The sequence below is a fragment of the Legionella worsleiensis genome, assembly GCF_001467535.1.
GTDB lineage: Bacteria > Pseudomonadota > Gammaproteobacteria > Legionellales > Legionellaceae > Legionella > Legionella worsleiensis.
Window position 1 is genome coordinate 193,486 of the sequence record NZ_LNZC01000012.1, and the last position, 14,143, is coordinate 207,628.

The window sequence follows — 14,143 nt, forward strand, 5'->3', positions numbered from 1 at the left end:
CAGGGAGATGATGATGCTGAGTAAATGGGATTCAACACGTGTGGTCGAGTTGCAACAACGGATAAAAGCGGTTGCCGATCCGCTTTTGACCAGACATGAGCATTATAAAAGTGCTACGACAACAATGTTAACCAGTGTAATCAGTCATTTTTTCAACGAAATGAATAAAGACAAAATCCTGGAAGTGACGCAATTTGTGGCGAATAACCCAGATAAGGCGCCGGTTAACCAAGGTTTTTTACAAAAGCGATTTGCCAGTCTGGACGATTTTACGCAAACCATCCTGGAATCAGGGCTAGGCCTGGAAATAGACCAAGACAGTGATTTTTTTGAATTCAGGCATTCAGAGGGCTTAAACCCTGATGCGGTTGAATTAATGAATAAAATGGCAATAGTCCTGAGCGCATGTCGAGTTTGTATTGGTATAGAGCAAATTTATGCCACCATCCTCAACAGCCCTCATCTTAAAACCGATGAATACCAACATTTTGGCGATGAGGCTAAAGAATTAAAGCAAAAATATTATGCCGGATTATCATCAGGTTTTGCTGACAAAAGTTATTTAAGATCCCATTATCAGCAGGCTTTGTTCATTCAGTCCCGATTGAATGAGCAGCACATCAAAGTGAATGCATGGAAAGAATCTTTTGCAGAACAATTGCAACGCGCTTTAGCCTCAATTTGTCAGGCGATTAAAAGTACTGGTTCAAAATTAATTGCAGCACGAACGGCTTTCCCCGATAAAACATGGCTTGGTGATGGTTGGCGTTCTTTGGTAACGGGGTTGCTCAGTGTACTGGTTAACCGTTATTACAGTTATTCTTATGTGATTGGCGGAGAATTGTCTTTGAATCTTGAGTATTGCGTCGTTTTATCTTCTGAATTGTCCAATTTTTCGCTCACTATGCAAGATCAGATGGAGCATTTGAAGCTTGCTCTGTTAGACGATGCTGATATTGAGTTAGGTGACTTGATTCGACACATTCAAGGTCAAGCGGCTTTGTTTCAAATCGATTTGGCTCCTAAAGCACAAGAGGGTGTTTATGCTGGCCACAATATGCATTTATTTTACTCCGCCTCAGTTGGTCAGGATGCACAAAGAAGGTACTCTGCGGTGCAATATGTATGCTCTGACCATGGATTTCAATAATATTTTCAGAATTAATTGCCAAGGTCTTGTACTTTGTGAAAAAATCAGGATATTAACGGTTTAGTCTAAGCAGTGACATCATGGTGATTGATCGTGCCGGTTACAGGTTGAATGTGGGAATTATCCTCGTCAACAGTTCGAATAGAGTATTTTGGGGTAGACGCAGTGGGCATGATGCCTGGCAATTTCCACAAGGTGGATTGGCTGCGGGCGAAACGTCGCTCCAGGCGATGTTTCGAGAGTTGCATGAAGAAGTGGGCTTGGACAAGCATGACGTGGAGGTTTTGGGTTCTACCAAACGTTGGCTTAAATATCGGCTTCCCAAGCAATATTTGCGGCATGGCAGTGAACCTTTGGTGATTGGTCAAAAGCAAAAATGGTATTTATTAAAGCTTGTTTCCAGTGAGCAAAAGGTGCGATTGGATTTAAGTGATTCACCCGAGTTTGATAGCTGGCGCTGGATAGATTTTCATGAGCCAGAGCAACAGGTGATTTTTTTTAAAAGACAAGTGTATGTACAGGCTTTAAAGGAATTGGAACCCTTATTAAAAATTCGCCGTACACCCTACGGTATGAAACGGAAAAGAGGTAATCATAGGCCATAGATGCTAAAAGTACTTAAACGGATAGTTCAGGACGTCACCACCGCCGATCATTTAACCGAGGCTCTCGGTATATTGGTGCAACATATACATAAAGCCATTAATGCAGAGGCCGTCTCCGTTTACCTTATTGATAATAAAAACGCTGAATACGTTTTAATTGCCACCGAAGGATTAAACAAAGAGGCTGAATTTCGGGTACGTATCGCTCTTGATAGCGGACTAATTGGTCAGATTGGTCGCCGCGAAGAGCCAATTAACATGAAAGATGCGCCCACGCATCCCGATTTTTATCATAACCCCTTATTGGGTGAAGAGCATTTGAATGCCTTTCTTGGCGTTCCAATTATTCAGCATCGCAAACTTTATGGTGTTTTAATTGTACAGCAAGTGGAACAACGCTGTTTTGATGATGCTGAAGAATCCTTTTTAATTACCCTGGCAGCTCAGCTAGGCGGCATTATAGCCCATGCTGAAGCAACTGGTGAATTAGCTGAGTTGACTCAGCCCAAGCCTTTGGGGGCCGTAAGCAAGGTTGAGGTCACCCAGACTGCGCTCACGGGAATTGGCAGTGTCCCCGGAATAGGTATTGGTACTGCTGTAGTTGTTTACCCGCAGGCGGATATTGATGCGGTACCTCGAAATCCTGTTGAAGAACTGGATGATGAAGTACGTTCTTTTTATCAAGCTCTGGAATCTGCCAGAGACGATATGCGTCGTTTAAGCAAGCGCATGAAGGCTACAGTAGCTGAAGAAGAACATGCCTTATTCGATGTTTATTTGCGTATTTTGGATAATGACAGTCTTGGCGCTGAAGTGGAACATGTTATTCGTGAGGAAAAAATCAGCGCTCAGGCGGCATTGGCTACGGTAATTAAAAAACACGTATCCCAGTTTGAAAGCATGGAAGATGATTATCTGCGTGAACGTGCCAGCGATTTTCGTGATTTGGGCAGAAGAGTACTGGCGGCATTACAATGGTCGCAAAGAGAGGAAATCGTCTATCCTAAACGCACTATTCTGATTGGTGAAGAAGTCACTGCAGCAGCACTTGCCGAGGTCCCTGAGGGGCAGCTTGCCGGGGTTGTTTCTGCAAAAGGTTCAAACAATTCACACGTCGCAATTCTTGCCAGAGCCTTAGGTGTGCCGACCGTAATGGGGCTTCGTGGGTTAAAGGTTGAACTGGTTTCTCGTCGAGCTTTAATCGTTGATGGTTATTATGGCCATGTGTATGTTTCTCCTTCTAAAGCAACTTTGGCTGAATTTAAGCAGTTAGCTCAGGAAGAGCAGGAATTAAATCAAAGTCTTATCAGTTTGCGAGACAAGCCAGCAGAAACTACAGACAGCTATCGTGTTTCTCTGCAAGTCAATACAGGGTTGGCTATGGATGCCGGTTTATCCATGAGCGTTGGCGCAGAGGGGGTTGGGCTATATCGCTCAGAAGTTCCTTTTATGAGTCGGGATCGTTTTCCATCAGAAGATGAGCAAACCATCATTTACCGCCAAACACTCAAGGCTTTTGCCCCTCGTTCTGTAACCATGCGCACCCTGGATATAGGGGGCGATAAGGTGCTTCCTTATTTTCCTGTTGAAGAGGAAAACCCTTACCTTGGCTGGCGTGGTATTCGCATTACCCTGGATCACCCTGATGTTTTTCTTGTTCAGGTTCGTGCCATGATGCGCGCCAGTGAAGAGTTGAATAATCTGCGCATTATGCTGCCTATGGTTACCAATTTAAGTGAGGTTGAAGAAGCGACCTATTTAATCGAACAGGCGTTTGAGGAGTTGCTGGAAGAAGGTTGCGTTATAGAAAAACCGAAACTGGGGGTAATGATAGAGGTTCCTGCAGCTGCTTATCTTGCCAGAGAAATGGCCAAACGAGTTGATTTCATTTCGGTTGGCAGTAATGATCTGACCCAATATTTATTGGCAGTGGACAGAAATAATGCCCGAGTCGCAGGTCTTTATGACGCACTACATCCTGCTATGTTGCGTGTCTTGCTCAAGGTTGTTGAAGGTGGTCATGCTGCCGGAGTTGAGGTCAGCATTTGTGGCGAAATGGCCAGCGATCCATTGGCCGTAATTTTATTGATTGCCATGGGTTTTGATACGTTAAGTATGAATTCTGCAAGTTTACCTCGAGTGAAATGGGTGATCAGGAATTTTGCAATTGCCAATGCCCGTAAGATCCTTGCCGAAGTTTTGGAGTTTGAGCACCCGGCTGAAATACGTTTGCATTTGCAGAAAGCTCTGGAAGAAGAGGGCTTGGGTGGTTTGATCCGGGCAGGAAAGTCATGATGGTGTCGCATCTCCTCATAGAACAAGCGGTTTATCTTTTAATTGGCGCTTTTGCCGGTTTAATGTCGGGGGCCTTAGGCATAGGTGGTGGAATAATTGTCGTTCCAGGACTTGTTTTTGTTTTTCAGTACAATCATTTGCTGCCCGCAGACAGTATTATGCGTGTTGCCGCCAGTTGTTCCATGGCTGTGATGATTTTCAGTTCTTTATCTTCACTCCGGGTGCATTCTAAAATGGGTGACATCCTTTGGCCCTTGTTTCATACCCTTTGGCCCTGGCTGGTTATGGGCGTTATTAGTGGGGTCATTACTTCCGATTTTGTTTCAACCAGCGGATTAAAAACGGTGTTTGGTATTTTTTTACTTTTGGTTGCGATGCGGATGCTTTTTATCAAGTATTTGACAAGTTCAGATCGATTTCCAGGTTTTTGGATACACGGCTGTATTACCTACGTTATAGGCATTATTTCCGGGCTTTTGGGCGTTGGCGGCGGCGTTTTAATTGTTCCTTATCTGGAGTATTGTGGGGTCGTTATTCGTAAAATATCACCGGTTTCCAATTTATGTACCCTTGTTGTTGGTGTGATAGGATCACTGATATCCGTGTTTACCGGATATAATGAAATGGCCGCTGTACCTTATACAACGGGCTATATTTATTGGCCGGCTGTTTTTTTAGTAGGTCTAAGCAGTAGCCTGATTGCTCCTTTTGGTGCTAAATTAAATTATATTCTGCCAGTGAATCAATTAAGATACGCATTCATCGTTATTTTAATTTTAACGGCAACTAAAATGTTGTGTCATTAGGAATTTTATAAACCATGTTCATCTTTCCAAATATTGATCCTGTTGCTTTTTCTTTGGGTGCTGTAAAAGTGCATTGGTATGGTTTGATGTATTTGATAGGTTTTGTTAGCGCCTGGTTACTGGGTAGTTGGCGCATAAAACACTATTCTCTGGATTGGACCCCGGAACAGCTTGGTGATTTAATTTTTTATGCTGCTCTTGGGGTTATTCTTGGGGGACGTATTGGTTATATGCTTTTTTATAACATTCAGGAACTGCTGCATCAACCTTGGATGTTATTTAAAATTTGGGAAGGAGGCATGTCTTTTCACGGGGGCTTGCTTGGCGTATTGATCGCTGTTTGGGTATTTGCTCGAAAGTCAAACAAGACTTTTTTGGCGGTTGGCGATTTTGTTGCGCCTTTGGTTCCAGTAGGATTAGCTGCTGGACGAATAGGTAATTTTATCAATGGGGAGCTGTGGGGGCGCACAACAGAGGTTCCCTGGGCTGTAGTGTTTAGTCATGTGGATAATCAGCCACGCCATCCTTCGCAGCTCTATGAGTTTGGTCTGGAAGGCGTGGCGCTTTTTATCTTGATCTGGTGCTATGCGTCCAAACCACGACCAACTGGTCGGGTATCCGCTTTGTTTTTAATCGGTTATGCAGGATGCCGGCTGATAGCGGAATCATTTCGCCAACCCGATCCTCAATTGGGTTTTGTCGCTTTTGGTTGGTTAACTATGGGGCAGATTTTATCTATTCCCATGCTATTATTAGGGTTTTGGTTATGGTGGTGGGCTAAACGATGAAAACTTATTTACAATTGCTGGAGCATATTTTACAGCATGGTCATGAAAAAATGGACAGAACAGGTACGGGTACTCTGTCGGTTTTTGGTTATCAAATGCGTTTTGATTTGCAACAAGGCTTTCCGTTGGTCACTACAAAAAAACTGCATATGCGCAGCATAGTGCATGAATTATTATGGTTTTTACAGGGTGATACAAATATTGCTTATTTAAATCAGAACGGTGTGACCATCTGGGATGAATGGGCTGATGCACATGGAGATTTAGGGCCTGTGTATGGGAGACAATGGCGAAGTTGGCCAACTGCTGATGGGCGGACCATCGATCAGTTAAGTGATGTGGTGCACCAAATAAAAACCAATCCTGATTCTCGTCGTCTACTGGTTAGTGCCTGGAATGTTGGCGAACTGGATAAAATGGCATTAATGCCTTGTCATGCTCTATTTCAGTTTTATGTCGCCGATAATAAATTATCTTGCCAGTTGTATCAGCGTTCCGCCGATGTGTTTTTGGGGGTTCCTTTTAATATCGCCTCTTATGCCTTATTAACGCATATGATTGCGCAACAATGTCGTCTTGAAGTCGGTGATTTTGTGTGGACAGGCGGAGATTGTCATTTATATCTCAATCATTTGGAGCAAGCAAAGACGCAGCTGGCTCGCGAGCCATTTCCTCTTCCATCATTAAATATCAAAAGAACTCCGGCGTCTTTATTTGATTACCATTTTGATGATTTTGATTTTGTAAATTATCAATGTCATCCGGCAATTAAAGCGCCTATTGCGGTTTAGGCGTTTTATTATTTTGTTGACTTAAATTGGGATTAAAGCGACTGGGCACGTCATTATGAAAACAGAGTGCGCAAGCGCTCTGGTAAGGGTATGGATTTGTTTTGGGTATAATCAACCCAGACAATTTTACTGACACCTTGAGCCATGAGAACCTCGTTTTGATACAGATCGTGATCCATGATCATACTGGAATTGCCGAGGCTGTGTATGGCGCTGATAATAGTCACTGCAGCAGGATATATCACCGGTTTTAAAAAGGTACAGGCTACATGAATGACTACTGGGCCAGTTTGTTCTGTCATGGTAATGTTCAGCTCGCTTAGCCATTCAATGCGTGCTTCCTGAAAATAGTCAAAATAACGTGCATTATTGACATGCCCTAATGCATCCATATCTCCCCAGGCTATATTAAACGTTTTTTTATGCACAGTAATTTTTGTGTTGGTCATGATAAGTCCATAGGATCAACGTCCACATTCCAGCGAACACCATTGCTTGGTTTATTTATTGTTAACCAGTTGCGAAGTTGCGTCAATGAACTTTTCAGCGCTTTTCTTGAAGAGGATTTGATGAGTAATTGCATGCGATACTGATTGGCTTTACGAGGAAGCGGGGCCGGAGCTGGACCCATGACCGTCACTGGGTTAAGCTGAATCTGCTCTTTAGCAGTATGCAAAAAGGTTAATACGTTGCTGATGGTTTTACTCTGCGCTCTAATGACCGCCAAATAATGAAAAGGCGGTAATTCTGCTTCTTTACGAGAGGTCAACAACGCATCAGCAAACTCATTGTACCCTTGTTTGATGAGTAAATTAAGCAAAGGATGATTGGGTACATGAGTTTGAATCACTACCTGGCCTGGGTGCTCAGCCCGTCCTGCCCGCCCAGAAACCTGGGTCAATAATTGTCCCAAATGTTCCATAGCTCTGAAATCCTGATTATACAATCCTGCATCGGCATCAAGAATGACTACTAGTGATAATCTTGGAAAGTGATGACCTTTGGCAAGCATCTGGGTGCCAACAATTAGTTGCACCTCGCCTTTGGAAATTTTATCCAGATGCTCGTTCAGTGCATTTTTTTTGCGAATGGCGTCTCGGTCTATGCGCAGGGTATTTACCTGCGGAAAGTGCGCACTTAAAAATTCATGAACTCTTTGAGTGCCTGCGCCAACAGGGATTAATTCCTTACTGCGACATTTTTTACACGCAACAGGCATCCTTTGTGCTAATCCGCAATGATGACAGAGCAATTGCCCTGAGTGTTTATGCAAAGTCAAATGACTGTCACAGGCTTTGCAATCGGCCATCCACCCACATTCATGACACAATAATACAGGAGCAAATCCTCGGCGATTGATAAATACCAACACCTGGTTGTTTTTATTTAAATGTTCAGCAATGATTTTTAGTGTAGGCGCTGCCAAGCCATGCTGGAGGGGCTGGGAACGCATATCGATGAGTTGATAGTGAAGAGGAGTGGTTGACAAGGCTTTATGATTTAACCGCAATAAGGTGTATTTGTTTTGCTTGCAATTATGCACGCTTTCCAGGCTGGGAGTGGCAGAACCGAGAATAATAGGAACATTGGCCAGGTGAGCGCGCATCAATGCGGTATCCCGTGCCGAATAACGCACACCTTCCATTTGTTTCAAAGAGCTGTCGTGTTCTTCATCGATAACGATTAATCCAAGTTTGGGCATAGGAGTAAATACTGCGGCTCTTGTGCCAATAATTATTTTTACCTGATTTTCTTTGGCCAATTGCCAGGCAATTTGGCGTTCTGTTTCATTCAAATTGGAATGAATTACCGCCATGGGCTCTCTAAATCGGGCACTAAATCGGGCTAATAGTTGAGGCGTCAAACCGATTTCAGGAACCAGAATAAGAACCTGTTTGTCTTGTGCCAGAACTTTTTCTATGACGTGTAAATAGACTTCGGTTTTGCCGCTTCCGGTGATCCCCTGTAATAAAAAACAGTGAAAATAATGCAGATGTTCTGACAACACAGACACAGCAACGGCTTGTTCGGGATTGAGATTCAGTGGTGGGGAACACCTATCCGCATCGTTTTGGGGTAGAAGCACCTGTTGCGACAGAGTAATAATTTTTGCAGTGGCCAAAGCCAAGAGTTGACTGGAATTGAAGCCTTTACGGGTTAAATCGTGTTTTGCGACGGGTTTGTGATGTGCGCTGAGTAACTCAATTAATTCCAGTTGTTTCCGAGAGCGAGTTGAAATAGTGCTGCGTGCTATTTCAACAGGTACCGCTAATTGGTAAAAATCCCCGGTAGGCAGACTGCAGGCCTGTCCTAATCTGTATTTTTTTGGTAAAGCCAAAGGCAAAACTTCGGAAAGAGGCGATTGATAATAGCCAGCCATCCACAAGCACAGACTTAGTAGTTCCTGATCTATTACAGGATGCTCGTCTATCACTTCGGTAATGCTTTTTAAGGATGTTGCAGCCTGTTCTATCGTGTTGATGCCAACAACGATTCCTAATTTGGTTTGGTTACGAAATGGAACCCAAACTCTTGAGCCTACGCAGGGTGTAACATCATCGCCAGTGTAGTCAAAAAAATCACGGCTGGTATGAGGGATGCATACCTGATAAACAACCTTCATCTAATCTCTATGCCATTCATGGCTGGCTGATTGTCCAGGAGCCGAGAAGACTTTGACCACAACTTTATCAATACGATGTTTATCCAGTTCTTCGTGTTCCTTGATTAATTCATTAACAAACCAGCGAGACAGCTCTTCAACCGTAATGTTGGTAAGAGGCATGAGCGTTACGTCCTCTTTCAGGAAGGGAATTTTTTTTCCGTTGAAGGTGAAATAATAATATTCCTCATCCTCAGCATACTGTAAAAATGGTGAGAATTGGGGCATAAGAAAGGTTTGGTTCAACTGGCGGCATAATTTATGAATACGTTCTTTATAGTAACGGTAATCAAAAGTCATCCCGTTTTCTTCAACCCAGGTGGATAAGGCCAGATAAACGCCATACATGTGTCCATGCAGAGGTTCTCTTTCGGTTGCAGAGAAAATCGTGGTATGACCTGCAGAAAATTTCATGGATTCTTTTTGTAATTCTACAGTTGTCAGGTATTTTTTCATTTTTATAAACTCACTCGCTTGTCGATCAATAGAAAACCTGCCAAATCAATATCGAGATTTTTGGTTAAGGCTATAACTTTAAATAACTCGCCCATCTCGCTTGGATCGGTTAATTGTTTTATTGCTTGTTTGGCACGAAAAAGCTCTTTTTCATCATCCACAGACTGAATCAAGCTTAACAGACCATTAGCCAGCAAAAAAGAGGCTTGATTGGTGTAACCTGCAATATGAAATCCGGCCTGCTGTCCGGCTTCGGCAACGTGGGTGAAATCCACATGCGCCGTGATGTCTTGTTCTCCGGGATGCAGCAAGGGGTTGGGATGAGTCCGATGCTGGTAGTGACACATGATGGTGCCTTGACTGCGATCGGGGTGATAATATTCGTGCCTTGGGAAGCCATAATCGATTAAAAATACGGCACCATGATTTAACATTTTATAAATATTGGCCAGCCAATCGTCAATAAACAAATTCACTTCAGAGACGTAATCCGTTGCCAAGTGAGGCAGGTTGTTTTTAACGTAAGCGCACAATCTTTGGTTTTGACACGGTTTAAATTGTTCTGATAAATTCCCATCAGGTAGCAAAACAACATAACTTTCGAGTACTTCCTGATCTTTGATCATGAATCGGTTGACGGGCATGGCATCCAGTACTTCATTAGCAATGACGACACCGTTAAACGGAATCTCAGGCCAACGATCCAGCCAGGAAATCCGGTCTGCCAGGTGAGGAATTTTTTGCTGAATTAAATCCTGCTGGCGGCCTCTTAAGTCTGAGCTTACTTCCAAAATATAATAGGTTTGGGGTAAACAGTTTAGATGTTCCAGTTGTTCTAAAAGTGCGACACACAGAGCTCCAGTGCCTGCACCAAATTCAAATAATACGGGTTGTTCCAGGGACGCCAGAATTTGCTGGCATTGATTAGCCAGCGTTTGGCCAAAAAGGGGCGTTAGTTCTGGCGCCGTAATAAAGTCACCCTGTTGTCCCAGTTTGGGTAATCCAGAACTGTAGTATCCTTCTCCTGGAGCATATAAAGCCAGTTGCATGAACTCCATAAATGGCAGTTCTTTTTGCTCTTCAAGTTGAGTACGTAATGTATGTATTAAGCTCATAATCGATTACACTAGCTAAAAAAAAGGGAACCATACCGTGAATCAGAACAACAAACAAGAAGCAAAGGTCGCATTGGTTACTGGGGGTGCAAGGCGCATTGGCGCAGCCATAGTTAGAATATTGCACGCAGCAGAATATAAGGTTGTCATCCATTGCCGTTTTTCTTTAAGCGAGGCGCATGCATTAGCTGTTGATTTAAATAATAAACGTGCGAATAGTGCTTTTGTTTTGCAAAGAGAATTGACTGAACATAACGCAGCTGCTGAGCTCGTTAATGCCATAACCCAATGGAGCGGGCGCCTGGATTTATTGGTGAATAATGCGTCCGTTTTTATTCGCAATGATGCAGATTCATTCAACGAAGCGGACTGGCAAACCTTGTTTGATATCCATGTTAAAGCGCCTTTTTTATTGAGCCTGGCGGCTCAGCCTTTACTGAGTCAGCATTCCGGTGCAATTATTAACATTACAGATATTCATGCACAAAGACCTCTGAAGGGATATTCTGTCTATTGTCAGAGTAAAGCTGCTCTGGAAATGCAAACACGAAGTCTGGCTCGTGAATTTGCTCCGTTAATCAGAGTCAATGCCGTAGCTCCAGGAGCAATTGCCTGGCCAGAAGAATTAAACAGTTTAAGTGTCGAACAACAACAAAAGATTATCGATAAAACGCCTCTGCGGTGTCATGGAGATCCTGAATTCATAGCACAGGCTGTGTTAGCCTTGGCGGATAACCCGTTTATCACGGGGCAGATCGTCAATGTTGATGGGGGGCGAAGTCTGAACACTTAAATGCACTTCTGTTCGGTGCGAACTAAAAAATCATTAATTTTTTCCAGCGAATTTAACTGATAAAATTGATTGAGCAGCGAGGGGGTCAGCCTATCCTTAAAGTAATAGCGTATTAAGGATTTACTTTGTAAAACGGCTTTGAATTCATCCTCCAGAGTTTTTAAGCCGTGCACGTGTTCCATAAAAATCTCCAGGCGTTCAGCAAAATCAATCACTAAATCGCATTGTTCAAGAAGTTCCTTAAACAACCAGGGACGCCCGGTACCGGCACGGGCAATCATCAAGCCGTCACAGCCACTAACAGTCAATGCGTGCTCCACGCTGTCTGGCGAGCTGATGTCGCCATTGGCTATAACTGGAATTTTGATGTTTTGTTTTATTTGTGCAATTTGATTCATATTGCAGGCAATATCGTAGTCATCGACCCAGCGCCTCCCGTGGACTATGAGCGCATCAGCACCTGCTTGTTCAATTTGTTGAGCCAACATCACATCGTGTTCGTTACCTTGAATGCGAATTTTTACTGTCAGTGGTATGGACAGCACGTCACGTATTTTTTGAATGATTTTAACCAGCAACTCAGGGGTATCGAGTAAGGCGCTGCCTGCCCCTTTTTTACGTATCTTGGTTTTGGGACATCCACAATTAATGTCAATCAAATCGGCACCTAAACCTTGAAGTTTTACAGCCGCCTGAGCCATGATCTCAGGATCAGTTCCTGAAATTTGATAAGCGAGTATTTTTTCTGCAGGGGAGCGAAACAGATAGCGAGAGTGTGGTGAATGTTTGTGTAATACATCAACGGCAGAACACATTTCGGTGACACAGTAAGCGGGTTTAACGTAGCGATGAAATAAGGTTCTGAACGGTGCGCAACTGTAGCCAGCTAAAGGCCCTTGAATGAGCCGATGTGGCAGTTCCAGACTGCCGATTTTGAATGGACGAGTAATAATAGGGTGCATGCACTGGTTTAAAAGGGTATAATTCCAATGAATTTTACCACAGATCCGGCATGTTACAGTAGTTGTCATCAACATCACGGGGATTTAATAACTCCCTGTCTTATGAAACAGGAGAAACTCCAGATGGACAAGCGTTATTTATCGCCTTTGGAATTACTCAGCATTGCAACCCAACATGCTTATTGCGCCGATTATTTATTGGAACAGATGGCACAGGGAATTATCCGAAATGGAGAGTCCCTCAGTTCTTTTGCACCGATAACGTCTCTTATGTATCAGGCTTTTCAATTAACGCTTAAAGCGTATTGTTCCCATGAGCACAGACCAGTCAAGGAATATAAAAATTTGATGGAACTGGTTGAGCTCAATATTCATCTGGGCTTTTCTTCACAAGAAATTATCTTGTTAAAAACGTTAGCAAGACAGCAGGTGTTCAATAAAGGCATTGATTACGATTTGTGGGATAACCAGCAACAGCTTCATGTTTTTTGCGAAAAAATACTCTCGCTTTATGAGCGACTTCAAGAAATGATGCCGTTGGAGCTGCATAGTGATTACCAGTAGTTAAGCCCTTCATAATATCTTTTAGTGAGTCGTAAACAAGCGTTTGATTTCAATGACCTGCCTGCCTTAATGCAGATCCTGCTGTTCGTGCTATTCTGCTCTTGGCATCTGGCTTGAATCACGTTAGGATAGGATTTTTTTCGTAAGGTGATTATCATGGAGCAACTGGACGATAAACGTATAAATACGGTGCAGAATCAGATATTGCAGTTAAGTGATCATCTCAACTCACGAATTTTAGGCCAAAAGGGGTTAATCTCCAGGCTGATGATCGCTTTGCTGGCCGATGGGCATTTATTGGTTGAAGGTGCACCGGGTCTTGCTAAAACACGAGCGGTAAAAGAACTCTCTGATGGGGTTGAGGGTGATTTTCATCGCATTCAGTTTACTCCCGATCTGTTGCCGGGCGACTTAACCGGTACGGACGTCTATCATCCGCAAAATGGTTCTTTTGTCTTTCAACCCGGTCCAATATTTCATCATCTTATTTTGGCTGATGAAATTAACCGAGCTCCTGCCAAAGTACAATCTGCATTGCTTGAGGCTATGGCTGAGCGGCAAGTGACCATTGGTGGAAAAACTTATCCTCTGCCCGAATTGTTTTTAGTCATGGCAACCCAAAATCCCATAGAGCAAGAAGGTACCTATCCTCTTCCTGAGGCTCAGTTGGATAGATTTTTAATGTACGTCAAGATAGGTTATCCAGATGCTCAGGTCGAGCACGATATTCTTGCCCTTACTCGCAAAGAGGCGCTAGGCATGGGGCGTGTGCAGCCGAATCAATTTCCAAAATTGCAACAAAGCACCCTCTTTGAAGCACGAAAGCAAGTATTAAAAGTTCATACCAGTGACGCTTTGGAAAATTATTTGGTGCAGTTAGTAATCGCCACTCGTAATCCTGGTGTGTACAGCGAAGAATTGGGGCGCTGGTTGCGTTATGGCGCAAGTCCTCGTGCCACTATAGCTCTGGATAGATGTTCCAAAGCGCATGCCTGGCTTGCTGGACGAGATTATGTAATTCCTGATGATATTCATGTTATCGCTCATGATGTTTTGCGCCACAGAATACTGTTGAGTTATGAAGCAGAAGCTGAAGGCGTAAGCAGCGATGATTTTATTGATTCTTTATTGCGTATGGTTGCTGTTCCCTAGAGGT

Annotated in this window: 14 protein-coding genes; 9 read left to right on the forward strand and 5 right to left on the reverse strand. The window is 43.4% G+C overall.

Going from position 1 to position 14,143, the window contains the following annotated elements; genetic code table 11:
- Positions 1-13 precede the first annotated feature (13 nt).
- From Lwor_RS06690 to thyA, 6 genes are all read left to right on the forward strand, one after another.
- Entirely contained in the window at positions 14-1,150 is a 1,137-nt protein-coding gene (locus tag Lwor_RS06690) for a hypothetical protein (protein WP_058493126.1), read from the forward strand.
- Between the two features lie 80 nt (positions 1,151-1,230).
- Positions 1,231-1,755, forward strand: a complete 525-nt coding sequence (locus Lwor_RS06695) for an RNA pyrophosphohydrolase (RefSeq protein WP_058493127.1) — start codon at positions 1,231-1,233, stop codon at positions 1,753-1,755.
- Entirely contained in the window at positions 1,756-4,050 is a 2,295-nt protein-coding gene (ptsP, locus tag Lwor_RS06700) for a phosphoenolpyruvate--protein phosphotransferase (protein WP_058493128.1), read from the forward strand. It abuts the gene before it with no gap.
- Positions 4,047-4,856, forward strand: a complete 810-nt coding sequence (locus tag Lwor_RS06705; RefSeq protein ID WP_058493129.1) for a sulfite exporter TauE/SafE family protein — start codon at positions 4,047-4,049, stop codon at positions 4,854-4,856. The genes ptsP and Lwor_RS06705 overlap by 4 nt, the downstream gene beginning before the upstream one ends.
- 14 nt (positions 4,857-4,870) lie before the next feature.
- Complete coding sequence (lgt, locus tag Lwor_RS06710; RefSeq protein ID WP_058493130.1) at positions 4,871-5,644, forward strand: prolipoprotein diacylglyceryl transferase; 774 nt, start codon at positions 4,871-4,873, stop codon at positions 5,642-5,644.
- A complete protein-coding gene (gene thyA / locus Lwor_RS06715; protein WP_058493131.1) occupies positions 5,641-6,435 on the forward strand; it encodes a thymidylate synthase in 795 nt (264 codons plus the stop codon). Before lgt ends, thyA begins: the two co-directional genes overlap by 4 nt.
- 53 nt (positions 6,436-6,488) lie before the next feature.
- On the opposite strand, the gene Lwor_RS06720 is transcribed toward thyA, so the two are convergent.
- From Lwor_RS06720 to Lwor_RS06735, 4 genes are read right to left on the reverse strand one after another with little or no spacing between them, the layout of a single operon-like run.
- On the reverse strand, positions 6,489-6,884 hold the full coding sequence (locus tag Lwor_RS06720) for an acyl-CoA thioesterase (RefSeq protein ID WP_058493132.1): 396 nt from the start codon (positions 6,882-6,884) through the stop codon (positions 6,489-6,491).
- The gene (locus Lwor_RS06725) at positions 6,881-9,058 is read right to left on the reverse strand and encodes a primosomal protein N' (RefSeq protein ID WP_058493133.1); all 2,178 of its coding nucleotides are present in this window, start codon (positions 9,056-9,058) and stop codon (positions 6,881-6,883) included. The genes Lwor_RS06720 and Lwor_RS06725 overlap by 4 nt, the downstream gene beginning before the upstream one ends.
- Entirely contained in the window at positions 9,059-9,553 is a 495-nt protein-coding gene (locus Lwor_RS06730) for a 6-pyruvoyl trahydropterin synthase family protein (protein ID WP_058493134.1), read from the reverse strand. It lies immediately after the preceding gene.
- A gap of 2 nt (positions 9,554-9,555) precedes the next feature.
- Complete coding sequence (locus Lwor_RS06735; protein ID WP_058493135.1) at positions 9,556-10,668, reverse strand: class I SAM-dependent methyltransferase; 1,113 nt, start codon at positions 10,666-10,668, stop codon at positions 9,556-9,558.
- A 37-nt stretch (positions 10,669-10,705) separates the two neighbouring features.
- On the opposite strand from Lwor_RS06735, the gene Lwor_RS06740 reads away from it, so the two are divergent.
- A complete protein-coding gene (locus tag Lwor_RS06740; RefSeq protein WP_058493136.1) occupies positions 10,706-11,461 on the forward strand; it encodes a pteridine reductase in 756 nt (251 codons plus the stop codon).
- On the opposite strand, the gene Lwor_RS06745 is transcribed toward Lwor_RS06740, so the two are convergent.
- On the reverse strand, positions 11,458-12,423 hold the full coding sequence (locus Lwor_RS06745; protein ID WP_058493137.1) for a tRNA dihydrouridine synthase: 966 nt from the start codon (positions 12,421-12,423) through the stop codon (positions 11,458-11,460). The two genes, Lwor_RS06740 and Lwor_RS06745, sit on opposite strands and share 4 nt — an antisense overlap.
- 123 nt (positions 12,424-12,546) lie before the next feature.
- On the opposite strand from Lwor_RS06745, the gene Lwor_RS06750 reads away from it, so the two are divergent.
- Positions 12,547-12,987 (forward strand): hypothetical protein, encoded by a 441-nt coding sequence (locus tag Lwor_RS06750; RefSeq protein WP_058493138.1) that lies wholly within the window; start codon positions 12,547-12,549, stop codon positions 12,985-12,987.
- Positions 12,988-13,143: 156 nt separating this feature from the next.
- Complete coding sequence (locus Lwor_RS06755; protein ID WP_058493139.1) at positions 13,144-14,139, forward strand: AAA family ATPase; 996 nt, start codon at positions 13,144-13,146, stop codon at positions 14,137-14,139.
- Positions 14,140-14,143 lie beyond the last annotated feature (4 nt).